Below are 12,762 nucleotides of genomic sequence, written 5' to 3'. Positions count from 1 at the left end.
ATAAATATAATTAAAATATTAATTTGTAAAGGAGAAATGGGATGCTAGAAAAAGAAAGTTTAGAAAATCTTGAAAATAGTGAATACAGGTTAAAAGTTTTTGAAAAATACAAAAATTTGAAAAAACCTGAGTGGAACAGAGTTAAATATAAATATGAAGAACCACAAGAATTTAAAAAATTTGATAATTTTTCGACAAAAAATGAAAACCAGGAAGGTGTGGAAATAAACGGGATTAATGATGCGCTAAAAGATTTGGAGAGATTAAAAAGCAGCTATGAATACGGGCTTGGAGAGTTTTTTAAGTTGCAAAATTTTGCTTTTTATAATCAAGGGCAATTTGTTAAAATAAAAGAGAGAAAAAAAATTGAACATCCGATTTATTTGACTTATGTAACAGATAAAGAAAATAATTTTTTGGTTGACTACAATGTGATTGAAGTGGAAGATTTTGCAAGCGCTACAATTATTATAAGCTATAATTCAAGTGATAACACCGAAAGTTATCACAATGGAGTTATAAAAGTGTTTGCTAGAGCAAATTCAAATGTGAAAATAATAAAAATTCAAACTTTGAATACAAAAAGTAGAAATTTTGAGAGCTCTAAAATTGAAGTGAAAGGGCAAGGAGTTGTAAATTATTACAGCGTTGAGCTGGGGGCACAAGTAAATGCAGTTAGCCACACTTCATATTTATTGGAAGATAATTCACAGGCTTATGTATTTCCAGGATATTTGGCTGACGGAGATAGAAAAGTTGACTTGGAATATTCGACAGTATTTTACGGCAGAAAAACATTGGGAGACATTCACGGAAGAGGAGCTGTAAAAGACACAGCAACCAAAGTATTTCGTGGAAATATGTACTTTAAGCAAGGTGCTTCAAAATCGGAAGGAAGAGAAGGAGAATTTGCCATTTTGCTGGACAAAAATATAAATGTTCACTCAATTCCAACATTATTTTGTGACGAAGATGATGTAGTTGGAGAACATTATGCGTCAATCGGAAAAGTCAACGAATCACAGCTGTTTTATTTGATGAGTCGAGGCCTATCTGAGAGCAGAGCCAAAAAATTAATTGTGGAATCGTCATTTAAACCAATATTAAATAATATCGATGATGAAGCATTAAGAGAGCATTTATTAGAAGAATTGGAAGAAAGAATATAAAATTTGAAAAAATACCCACTGAGTGCTATACTTTAAATAGTAGTGAAGTGGGTTAAATTATATTTTTTTAAATATTTTAAAATGGAAAAAAATTAAATAAAAAAGTAGATAAAATATATAATACAAGATAAAATAAAATACGAAAGGAATAAAAAAACAAGAATGAATTATAAAAATAAATTTCCAATTTTTTCAAATATAGAAAATCATTATTTAGATACAGCTGCCACTTCTCAAAAGCCAAGAGTTGTGCTGGATAAAATTAGAGAATATTATGAAAAATATAATGGAAATCCTGGACGAGGGTCGCATAAACTATCTGTGGAAGCACAGTCGCTATTAAGTAATGCAAGAGAATGTGTGAGAAAATTTATAAATGCAAAAAGAGCCGAAGAAGTGATTTTCACAAAAAATACGACTGAAAGTATAAATTTAATTGCTTACACTTACGGAATGAACTTTATAAACGAAGACGACGAAATTATTTTAGGAATTTCAAACCATCACGCCAATATCGTACCGTGGCAATTTGTGGCAAAGCAAAAAAAAGCTAAGTTAAAATATGTTTATCTTACAGAAAATGGACAATTTGACTTGGAAGATTTAAAAAGTAAAATTTCTGATAGAACTAAAATTGTCGCAGTTTCTGCGGTTGTAAATGTAACGGGTGTAATTCAGCCAGTAAAAGAAATAATTGAGATTGCTCACAGTAAAAATGCTTTAGTTTTGGTCGATGCAGCGCAGTCAATACTTCATTTTAAACACGATGTGCAAGAATTAGATGCAGATTTTTTGGTGTTTTCAGGGCATAAAATTTTTGCGCCTATGGGAATTGGTGTGATGTATGGGAAAAAAGAAATTTTGGACAAAATGCCACCATTTTTGTATGGCGGGGATATGATAGAATTTGTTACAGAACAGGAATCAACTTTTGCGCAGTTACCGAATAAATTTGAAGGTGGGACTCAAAATGTGGAAGGAGCTGTGACTCTGGAAGAGGCGATTAAGTTTATTTGCAAAATTGGATATGAAAAAATTGAAAAAATTGAGGAAAATTTGGCAAATAAAGCACTAGAAGAATTAAATAAACTTGATTTTGTGGAAACTTATTTTACAAAAGATGTGGAAAGAACAGGAGTTATTGCGTTTAATGTGATTGGAGTTCATTCACACGATGTTGCATTCATCTTGGATTCTTTTGATGTAGCTGTGAGATCAGGTCATCACTGTGCACAGCCACTTATGAAATATATTGGAGTTGCGTCGTGCTGCCGTGCTAGTTTTAGCATTTACAATGATGAAAGTGATATTCAAAAATTGATTGAAGGACTTTTGAAAGTAAAGGGAGTTTTTAAACTATAAAAGATTGAAAATTAAAAATTTTAGAAAATAAAAGAATAAAAAGGAGATATAAAAAATGGATTTGGAGAGAATTTATCAGCAGACAATATTAGAATATAGCCGTAGAAAAGAATTAAATCACGAGATGGAAAATCCGACTTATGTGGAGAGGGGGCATAATCCCAATTGTGGCGATGACTTGACATTGGAATTAAAAGTGGAAGATGATGTCATTGTGGATGCGGCATTTATCGGCTCTGGGTGTGCTATTTCAACTGCTTCAATGGCGATGTTAATTGATTTAGTAAAAGGAAAAACTTTGGAAGAAGCAAAAGAAAAAGTTGACATTTTTTTCAAAATGATGAGTATAGACGAAAATAAAGAAAAATTGACAAAGGAAGAACTGAAAAAATTAGGAGATGCAGTACTTTTGGAATACGTGGCTAAGATGCCTGCTCGAGTAAAATGTGCTACACTTAGTTGGCACTCACTAAAAGTGATTGTAGAAAATAAAAAATAGAAAATTATTTGAAAAATACAAAGAATAATAAATTTTGAATTTTTTTAGTATTTTTATAAAATAATGAAGAAAGGTATTTAGGGGTAAATTTTAATTTCAATATTTTTTTTAATTTATTTTTGTTTACAAGATGTTATTTTGTTTAGTATAGTTTTTTATTTTTTACATAAGGGGAAAGGGCCGCCATTTCCCCTTATAATCCCCACGCTCGTCTAAGCATTTTTTTGAAGCAAAGCCGAAACTCACTTCGTTTAGACAGTCGTCTTTACTCCAAAAAAATCACGACACTTTTATATGGTAGTAAAATTTAAACCGTCGGAGCATTTTTATGTGCTGACAAAACTGTCTGAGCACGATTAGTGCGAGTTTTTTGGCAGTGTATAAAAATGACGAAGACTAGCCGGGGTGCAGGGGTGCGGCGATGAGCACTTCTGCTTAAAAAGGAATAGAAAAAAATTGTTATTTTAGTAATTTTGTGGATTGAATGATAAACTTAAAATAGAAGTTTTTATTTATCCCTAAATATTTTACTCCGTTTATAAAACAAAAAAATTGTAAAAATTTTTAAATATATGGTAAAATAATAGTAAAATAGAAAAATAAAAAAACAAGAAAATAAAATTAAGGAGAAAAAATTAAATATAATGAAAGAATTAAAAATAGTTTTATTCGGACATCCAACTTTGAAAAAAGTTGCCGAGAAGGTTGAAAATTTTGATGATGAGCTGAGAGAAACATTGAGTGAGATGGTTAATTTGATGAGAAAAGCTAATGGAGTGGGACTTGCTGCGAATCAGGTCGACATTCCTAAAAGATTTTTTGTGCTGGAATACGAAGGGGTTTTAAAAAAGGTCGTTAATCCAGAAATATTGGAATTTAGTGAAGAAAAAGTGGATTTTGAAGAAGGGTGCTTGAGTATTCCTGGAATTTATAAAAAGGTTGTAAGACCTAAAAAAATTAAAGTTAAATATTTTGATGAAAATGGGACTGAAGTTCAAGAAGAGCTTGATGAAATGTGGGCTAGAGCATTTCAGCACGAACTTGATCATTTGGACGGAATTTTGTTTACAGAGCGGCTTTCTGTTATGAATAAAAGGCTTGTCGCAAAAAAAATAGAAGTTTTGAAAAAAGATTTTAGCAAAGGTAGAATTTATAGGGAAGATTTGGATTAAAAAGGAGTGAAATTTTTTGAAAACAATATTTATGGGAACGCCGGAATTTGCAATTCCAAGTTTGAAAGTTGTAGCAAAAAATACGGATTTGAGGGCAATTTTTACAAAAGAGGATAAAGTGAATGCCAGAGGAAATAAAATAATCTTTTCGCCAGTAAAACAGTTTGGAATTGATAATGAAATTGAAGTCATTCAGCCACAAAAAGTTAAAGATGAAAAAATAATCAAAAAAATAAAAGAGATAAATCCAGATTTAATCGTAGTTGTAGCATATGGGAAGATTTTACCAAAAGAAATTATAGATATACCAAAATATGGAATAATTAATGTCCATTCTTCGCTTTTACCAAAATACAGAGGTGCTTCTCCGATTCACTCGGCAATTTTAAATGGGGATGTGAAAAGTGGCGTGAGCATAATGTATATTGAGGAAGGACTGGATTCAGGTGACGTGATACTGCAAGAAAGCTGTGATATTTTGGAGAATGATACGCTTGGAACTTTGCATGACAAATTAAAGGACTTGGGAGCGATAGGGCTTGAAAAGGTGTTAAAATTGATTGAAGCTGGAAAGGTTGAAGCTACAAAACAGGATGAAAGTCTTGCAACATTTGTTAAACCAATTACGAAAGAACAGACTAAAATTGATTGGAACAATACAAAAGAAGTAATTTTTAATCAAATTCGAGGGTTAAATCCATTTCCAGCGGCACACACTTTTAATGAAAAAAATGAAAATATAAAAATTTATAAAACTGAAAAATTAGATAAAGAATATAAAGGTCAAAATGGTCAGATTGTTGATATTATAAATAAAAAAGGACCTGTTATAAAAGTTAAAAATGGAGCTTTAGTTTTGCTTGAAGTGAAATTTCAAGGAAAAAAACTGCAAAGAGGAGTAGATGTCATTAATGGTAGAAAAATGGCTATTGGTGAGTGTTTAAAATAGTTATTTTGTAAAAATAAATTATAAATATTATAAAATTTTGCATATTTTTGAAAGGAGTGGTGGAATGAAATTTAAAAAATTAGAGATTTCAGAAAAAGTGATTCAGAGATTGACGGAATATCTATCAATTTTAAAAGATGTTCAAAAATATGAAAATGAAATTAACTCGATTGAACTTTCCAAAATAATGAATACGACATCAGCTCAAGTCAGAAAAGATTTGTCAACTTTTGGAGATTTTGGCGTGCGCGGAAAAGGATACGATATTTCTAAATTGATTGAAATCATCGAAGATATTTTGGGAATAAATAAAGTTAATAACGTCATAATCGTTGGACACGGAAAAATGGGAGAAATGATCTCGTCTAACAGAAATGTCTTGGGAAAAGGTTTTCAGATTGTTGGAATTTTTGACAAAGATAAAAATAAAATAGGAAAAGTTGTTTCTGACAATCTTGAAATTCGTGATGTCAACGATGTAAAAGAATTTAGAGAAAATTTCTGTGGAGAAGTTGATACGGCAATTCTTGCGGTTGTAAAGGAACAGGCGCAATTTGCGGCAGAACAGCTTGTGAAAAATGGAATAAAAGCTATTTTGAATATGACGACTTACAAACTTGAGCTAGGTTCAGATATAACAGTTGTAAATATTGACATTTCGGCAAAATTGCAAGAATTAAATTTTTGGAGATTGAATAAAGAAGAAAAATAAAATGGAGGTCTTATGGGAAAAATTATTGATGGAAAGGCGCTTTCGCAAAAAATTTTTGAAGATATAAAAAAGGAACACGATAAAATTAAAGAAAAAGTCGGGCGAAGTGCGGGACTTGCGGTGATTATAGTCGGAGAAAATGCGGCTTCACAAGTATATGTGAGAAATAAAATAAGAGCTTGTGAAAAAGTTGGATTTTATTCTGAAACTATAAGATTGCCAGAGGACATTACGCAAGAAGAATTGCTTTGCGAAATAAGAAAATTAAATGAAGATAAAAAAATTGACGGAATTTTGGTGCAATTGCCGCTTTCAAAACATATTGATGAGCTAAAAGTCATAAATGAAATTGCAAGTTCAAAAGATGTGGACGGATTTCACACTGAAAACATTGGAAAAATGATGATAGGCGACAAAACAGGATTTTTACCATGTACGCCATACGGAATTATGCAGATGTTTGAAGAATACGGTATTGAGCTTTCTGGAAAAGATGCAGTAATTGTTGGGAGAAGCAATATAGTTGGAAAGCCACTTGCACTGCTTTTAATTCAAAGTGGAGCAACTGTTCAAGTTTGTAATTCAAAGACTAAAAATTTAAGTAAGAAATTGCAAAAAGCTGACATAGTTGTCGCAGCCGTTGGAGTTCCAAAATTGATAAAAGGTAAAGATATAAAAGACAATGCAGTTGTAATTGACGTTGGAATAAATCGTGTGGATGGAAAGCTTTGCGGAGATGTGGATTTTGACGAAATTTTTGAAAAAGCTAGTTTTATAACACCAGTTCCTGGCGGAGTAGGACCTATGACAATTGCAAGCCTTATAAAAAATACATTTAAAAGTTATAAAAGTAAATTATAAAAAAAAGGAAAGTGCATTTGCTTATAAAATCAAAAGAATACGCATTTAGATGATGAATAAGAATGAAATCACAAAAGAAATTGTGAAAAATGTTGAATTTAATAGATAATATTTATTTTTGAAATTTAATAAATTATATAGTAATTTTAGAGGTATTTTAAATTTATGAAGAGAAACAAATTTAAATGGATAGGAATTTTTTCCAGTATTTCAACTCTTGTTTTAGCAGAAAAAAATAACATTGGCAAAAATACTTTGGTAAAAATAAATGAGAATGTCAGTAGGGAAAAGAATTTATACGTAAACAATGAAAATTTACAAGAAGCCGATAACGAAAAAGATGATTTTTATGAAAAATCAAATATAAATACGGTAGATGAAATTTATTCATCCATTAAAGATAATCCTATTTTTAAAAACGAAGAAAATGATACAATTGTAACATCAGACCATAAAGAAAACAGCTATAATTTATCAGAAAATGATTTAAAACTTGATCAAATGATAAAAAACAGTAATAAAAATAATTCTTTAAAATATGAAACTGAGTACTTTTTTAATAATCAGCACAAATTATACAAAGGGAAAAATGATAAAGGTGATAAATATCAATATGAAGGTGTATATAAAAGAAGCAATGATATTTTTTTAAGAACAGTTTCTCCAAACAGCGATTCATATAATTCCTATACAAAGTCTTTGAAAGACGAAAATATGAAAAACTCGGCTCTGACAAATCCAAATAATAGAAATAACAATAATAATTATGGAATTGCAGATATAAAAATAGAGCAAGAGCCTATTGTATCGGATAGAGCATCTTCTGCTTCTACGCTTACACCAAATATTAATTTAAACGTTACTACAAAACCTGTAGAATTTGATAAGAGTAAAGCATCGATAACATTGCCTGTCATTATGGTAAATGATTTACAGGGTACAGGTACAGCGCTGGGAATAAAAGGAATAACGATGCCTGCTTTAACTTATACTCCAACAAATTTAACATCAAGACAAAAACTTATGAATGCGCTTAAATATTATGCTAATGCAGGAACACCTATTATGGGACAGCAGCACGGAATTGATGTAAGTATTTCACCACAAAATTCTTCAGGCTATAGTTCAGATATTTATTCTGTTACGGGGAAATATCCCGCGGTAATCGGAATGCACTTTGGAGAACAGCCAACACACTGGACAAAAAGCATACAAGATAATAGTCAGCTGATGGCAGATTATATAAAAAAAGCAAATAGCCTAGGAGCAGTTTTTACAGCTTCAAGTGAGATTCCAAATCCCACTAAATATGAAAATAACCACGATGGAAAAAGTGACGATAAAACAGGGAATCCAGATTTGGATCAGTTTTCATCAACTGGGGCGTATGCAAATCAATTTAATACATGGATACAGACAATCGTTGAAACTGCAAAACTCGCAGTAGCGCCTGACGGCACACCTATTCCCTGGGTATTAAGAGTATTCCATGAGCAAAACGGAGATTGGCCTTGGTGGGGAGAACCAAATCAATCCCATGATAAAATAAAAGCTGCATTCAGACGCGTTCATGAAGCACTTGTTGCGGCAGGCGTAAGAGATCAGATACTTCTTGCATATGCACCAAACGGTGATTTTGGAGGCGGAAGTGATTTAAATAGATATATGGCAGATTATCCCGGTGATGATGTAATTGATGTGTTGGGATATGATGCGTATTGGCAGTCTGCGAGTCAAAGTGAAGCAAATTGGATTAATCTTGTTGCAGGAGATATGCGTATGATTGGAAATCAGGCAAAATCATCAGGAAAAGTGGCAGCTCTTACAGAATACGGCCGTTTGGGAAGCCATGCAATGTCATCTACAAATAATACATGGTTTCAGACACCTGTTGCACAGGCTCTTCAAGGTACAGGTACATCTTATGCTATGACTTGGACTCAATGGCCTACAGAATATCAGCTTCCTTGGGCAGGTCATGTTGCAGAAAATGATATGAAAACAGCACCATGGCTTTTGGCACCAATTAATTTGAATGCAGGAAGTCCTATGAATACTTCAGTAACAGCAGGAAATTTAAATATCAGACAGAATGTAAATTTGGACAATTCATCAGATTTGTTTTACAGTTCAAACTTTAATCTGTCAAATATTACGCTTGATGCCGGGAATACAATCTCAGGTTCAACTGTTGCGGGAAACAAAAATTATATTTTAGGGCAGACAAATTATGTGGGCTCATCAGGGAATAACGCTATCCAGGTAACAAATAAAGGTGTAATAAATTTCACTGGAAATAATACAACAGCCTTGCTGTCTGATAATGGAACTGTAACAAATGATACAACAGGATCAATCAAAATGACAGGCGCAGGAAATGTGGGGATGCTTGGTTCAGCAAATTCCGTAATAGAAAACAAAGGAAATATAGAAGTAGGATCTCAAAGTGTTGGAATTTATGGAGTGAATGCTCTTCCCGCAAACAATATATGGGGTAATAAAAATATAAATATAAGTAACTCAGGGAATATAGCGACCGCTGCAGGTGGTAGGGATATAGTTGGAATATTTGCCGCAAATAACGGAGCAGTTTCCACTGTCAGCAGCAGTGGTAACATTGATTTATCAAGTGCGACAAATAGTGTTGGAATAGCGGCTTCAAATGGAACATTGCAAGTGACAGGAAATATTCTTACAGGAGACAACAGTGTTGGAATATACGCAGTTGGAGAAAATACATCTGTAGGACAGAATTCTGCACTTAATACAGGAAATAACAGTGTAAATGTTCTTTTATCGGGTGGTAATCAGGTATTAAACAGTCAGACCGACAAAGTCATTATTGGAAATAATTCATTTGGATATGTTGCAACAGGTCAGAATAATAATATAGTAACAGGATATGCAAGAAATACAGGCTCTGTAACATTAAATACAAATTCTGTATTTCTATATTCATCAGATAAAACAGGAAATATCATAAATTATAATCATCTGAAATCAGCGGGGAATCAAAATTATGGATTGATAACAGCAGGAAAGTTGATTAATTATGGAAATATAGATTTTAGTTCAGGAACAGGAAATGTAGGTATTTACAGTTATTCTAAAAATGCCATAACAGCTCCGCAGGTGGCAGAGAATTTAGGAACAATAACAGTATCGCAGTCAGCGGCTGGAAATATTGGAATAGGAATGGCTGCAGGATATACAGATGGACTTGGATATGTTAAAAATTCAGGAATAATAAAAGTAACAACTCCTGGAAGTGTAGGAATGTACGCTACAGGAAATGGCTCTATTGCGGAAAATGCAGGGACAATTGAATTAAGCGGAACATCAAGAAATATAGGAATGTATGTAGATAACGGAGCAACTGCATTAAATACAGGAACAATTACAACAGCAGGTACAGGAAATAATGGACAGATAGGAATAGCGGTAATCAATGGTACTTTAAATAACAAAGGAAGTATTAATATTGATGCTTCAAACGGCTATGGACTTGTGCTGTCGAACGCTGTTATAAAAAATTACGGCAGTATGAATATCACAACAGGAAGCGGAGCGTTGCCAATACTTGAGGAAAAAACGACAGGACTTGAAAAAGCAATGGGAACAGATGGAGTAGACAGAATAAAAATAAATACTGTCAACGGAACAATAACTTTAAATAATACACCACAGGAAATACAACTTGTAAATACAGTTAATCCTAAAGCTTCATCAAACGTCTCAAATCCTGTTTCATCAGTGGGTATTTATGTGGACACCTCGGGAGTAATGAAAACTAATCCTGTTAATAATTTAGGAGCTCTTGCTAATATGCGGTCAGCAGATTTGATAATAGGAGCTGAAGCAACACAGAGTACTGATAAAAAATATATTCAGTTAGGACAAAACATTACGTCTCCTTTCATCGGTATGATAAAAAATTCAGGAATAAAAGAATGGAATGTGTATTCAGGAAGTCTTACTTGGATGGCTGGGATGACGGCGAATGCAAACGGAACAGGAGATGTATATTTAGCAAAAGTTCCATATACAGTATTTGCGGGGGATAAGGAAAATTCAAGACAGACGTATAATTTTTTAGATGGACTGGAACAGAGATATGGAGTGGAAAAGGAAGGATCTGAAAAGGAATTGTTTAATAAATTGAACAGCATAGGAAACAATGAAGAGATATTATTTACTCAAGCAGTAGACGAAATGATGGGACATCAGTATGCAAATATCCAGTCAAGGATAAAAACAACAGGGGCTGCAGTAACTAGAGAAGTAAACGATTTGATAAAAGATGAAACTGAACAGAGCGACAGAATAAAAGTATTTGGTTCAAAAGACGAATATAAAACAGATACAGCAGGAATAACTGATTATAAAAATAATACTTATGGGATAGCTTATGTTCATAAAAATGATTTTGCTTCTGACGATACAAGAGGTTGGTACGCAGGAATAGTGAATAATAACTTTCAGCTCAAGGATATAGGAAAGTCAAGAGAAAATCAGACAATGTTCAAAGGTGGAGTGTTTAAGACGACCACATTTGGCAAGGATAAAAATTTGAAATGGACAGTATCGGGAGAAGGATTTTTTGGAATAAACAGCATGAACAGAAGATTTCTTGTTGTAGACAATGTATTTAATGCAAAATCAAATTATTATTCGTACGGATTGGGGATGAGGAACGAAATTGGAAAAGAAACAAGATTAAATGATAAGATGAGCATTAGACCGTACGGGGCATTGAATATGGAATATGGAAGATTTAGCAGAATCAAGGAAAAAAATGGAGATATGCGATTAAAAGTAAAAGAAAATGGTTATTTTTCAGCAAAGCCTGAAATAGGAACGGAATTTAAATATATTCAGCCACTGACAGCAAGTACAACATTAGTACTAGGTACAGGAATAGCATATGAAACAGAACTTGGAAGTATGGGTGCGAATAGAGAAAAAGTAGCCCATACCGATGCAGACTGGTACAATTTGAGAAGCGAAAAGGAGAGCAAAAAAGGGAATGTGAAGCTTGACTTAAACTTTGGAATACAAAATCAAGGATTGGGAGTAACTGCAAATCTGGGATATGATACGAAAGGCGATAATGTAAGAGGAGGACTTGGAATTAAAGCAAGTTTTTAGTGTATTGAAATTATTTTATTTATTACTTTATTAACCATTAACCATTGCCATTCTAAACATACTTAGAAATGATACAATCGGATAGAATAGAAAAATTGACACTCTTTGAAAAAGTAACGAAAAAACTACTATTTAATCACAAAGAAAAACACCTTACAATAAGATTGAGCGATTACATTGTAACTGTTTTTCTCTTTTTTTAAGTGGAAATTATCTATACTAAATATTTTACTCTGTTAAATAAAAATTGATTAATATTTTTATTGTTATTTATTCAAAATCAATGTATAATATAGGGGTAAAAAAATTATGAAAAAAAAAGAAAGCGAGAAAATTAATGAAAGAAAAAATTAAATTTATTAAAGAACTGGCACAGAGTATGAATGAAAATAAAATTGAAACAGTAAAATATGAAGAAAATAATTTTGAAATTATGCTAAGCAAAAAGAAAAAAGAAAAAAATGTTGTAGTTAGTGCGGGAGCAGTTCCGCAAAATGTAGTTTCAAATGCAATACCAACACAGGAAAAAACTGTGGAAGTGCAAGAGTCAAAACCAGCAAGTGAAGAAAACCAGGAAATTGAGGGAAATAAAATTATTTCACCAATGGTTGGGACTTTTTATTCAGCACCATCGCCAAATATGCCTCCGTTTGTAAAAGAAGGAGTAAAAGTTGAAAAAGGACAGACACTTTGTATCGTTGAGGCAATGAAACTTATGAATGAAGTAAAATCAACAGTTTCAGGAACAGTAAAAAAAATATTGGTAAAAGACGGGGATGCAATAAAAAAAGGACAAACTTTGATGATAATTGGATAATTTAAAATTTTTATTTTAAAATATAGTTTTTATGATAGACATAAAAAATTTTTTGTAAAAATTAAGTAATATT

The 12,762-nt window shown here is 32.3% G+C and carries 9 protein-coding genes; all 9 read left to right on the top strand.

The genetic code is table 11. The annotated features are described in order from the left end of the window. Positions 1–41: 41 nt before the first annotated feature. Positions 42–1,169: a Fe-S cluster assembly protein SufD gene (sufD, locus tag AXF11_RS03615; RefSeq protein WP_068155015.1), complete on the top strand. Its 1,128-nt coding sequence runs from the start codon at positions 42–44 to the stop codon at positions 1,167–1,169. A gap of 162 nt (positions 1,170–1,331) precedes the next feature. After that, the gene (locus tag AXF11_RS03610) at positions 1,332–2,531 is read left to right on the top strand and encodes a SufS family cysteine desulfurase (protein ID WP_068155014.1); all 1,200 of its coding nucleotides are present in this window, start codon (positions 1,332–1,334) and stop codon (positions 2,529–2,531) included. A 55-nt stretch (positions 2,532–2,586) separates the two neighbouring features. Further along, positions 2,587–3,030 (top strand): Fe-S cluster assembly sulfur transfer protein SufU, encoded by a 444-nt coding sequence (sufU, locus tag AXF11_RS03605; protein ID WP_068155011.1) that lies wholly within the window; start codon positions 2,587–2,589, stop codon positions 3,028–3,030. Positions 3,031–3,674: 644 nt separating this feature from the next. Continuing rightward, on the top strand, positions 3,675–4,202 hold the full coding sequence (gene def, locus AXF11_RS03600; RefSeq protein WP_068155008.1) for a peptide deformylase: 528 nt from the start codon (positions 3,675–3,677) through the stop codon (positions 4,200–4,202). A gap of 16 nt (positions 4,203–4,218) precedes the next feature. After that, on the top strand, positions 4,219–5,151 hold the full coding sequence (gene fmt, locus AXF11_RS03595) for a methionyl-tRNA formyltransferase (protein ID WP_068155006.1): 933 nt from the start codon (positions 4,219–4,221) through the stop codon (positions 5,149–5,151). A 64-nt stretch (positions 5,152–5,215) separates the two neighbouring features. After that, positions 5,216–5,863, top strand: a complete 648-nt coding sequence (locus AXF11_RS03590) for a redox-sensing transcriptional repressor Rex (RefSeq protein WP_068155004.1) — start codon at positions 5,216–5,218, stop codon at positions 5,861–5,863. A gap of 12 nt (positions 5,864–5,875) precedes the next feature. After that, the gene (folD, locus tag AXF11_RS03585) at positions 5,876–6,724 is read left to right on the top strand and encodes a bifunctional methylenetetrahydrofolate dehydrogenase/methenyltetrahydrofolate cyclohydrolase FolD (protein WP_068155002.1); all 849 of its coding nucleotides are present in this window, start codon (positions 5,876–5,878) and stop codon (positions 6,722–6,724) included. A 165-nt stretch (positions 6,725–6,889) separates the two neighbouring features. Then, positions 6,890–11,872 carry a glycosyl hydrolase gene (locus tag AXF11_RS03580; protein WP_068154999.1) on the top strand — a complete coding sequence of 1,661 codons (4,983 nt, stop codon included), beginning with the start codon at positions 6,890–6,892 and terminating at the stop codon, positions 11,870–11,872. Between the two features lie 337 nt (positions 11,873–12,209). Beyond that, on the top strand, positions 12,210–12,689 hold the full coding sequence (gene accB, locus AXF11_RS03575) for an acetyl-CoA carboxylase biotin carboxyl carrier protein (protein ID WP_068154997.1): 480 nt from the start codon (positions 12,210–12,212) through the stop codon (positions 12,687–12,689). The last annotated feature ends 73 nt before the right edge of the window (positions 12,690–12,762 follow it).

The sequence above is a fragment of the Leptotrichia sp. oral taxon 847 genome, assembly GCF_001553645.1.
Lineage (GTDB): Bacteria > Fusobacteriota > Fusobacteriia > Fusobacteriales > Leptotrichiaceae > Leptotrichia.
The sequence above is the reverse complement of the archived record's forward strand: the minus strand, read 5'-3'. Positions and strand labels throughout refer to the sequence as shown.

Excerpts from the sequence above, each read along its gene's own strand:
- AXF11_RS03590 (WP_068155004.1), top strand. The coding sequence starts at position 5,216 with ATGAAATTTAAAAAATTAGAGATTTCAGAAAAAGTGATTCAGAGATTG.
- folD (WP_068155002.1), top strand. The coding sequence starts at position 5,876 with ATGGGAAAAATTATTGATGGAAAGGCGCTTTCGCAAAAAATTTTTGAA.
- accB (WP_068154997.1), top strand. The coding sequence starts at position 12,210 with ATGAAAGAAAAAATTAAATTTATTAAAGAACTGGCACAGAGTATGAAT.
- AXF11_RS03580 (WP_068154999.1), top strand. The coding sequence starts at position 6,890 with ATGAAGAGAAACAAATTTAAATGGATAGGAATTTTTTCCAGTATTTCA.
- AXF11_RS03610 (WP_068155014.1), top strand. The coding sequence starts at position 1,332 with ATGAATTATAAAAATAAATTTCCAATTTTTTCAAATATAGAAAATCAT.
- def (WP_068155008.1), top strand. The coding sequence starts at position 3,675 with ATGAAAGAATTAAAAATAGTTTTATTCGGACATCCAACTTTGAAAAAA.
- sufU (WP_068155011.1), top strand. The coding sequence starts at position 2,587 with ATGGATTTGGAGAGAATTTATCAGCAGACAATATTAGAATATAGCCGT.
- sufD (WP_068155015.1), top strand. The coding sequence starts at position 42 with ATGCTAGAAAAAGAAAGTTTAGAAAATCTTGAAAATAGTGAATACAGG.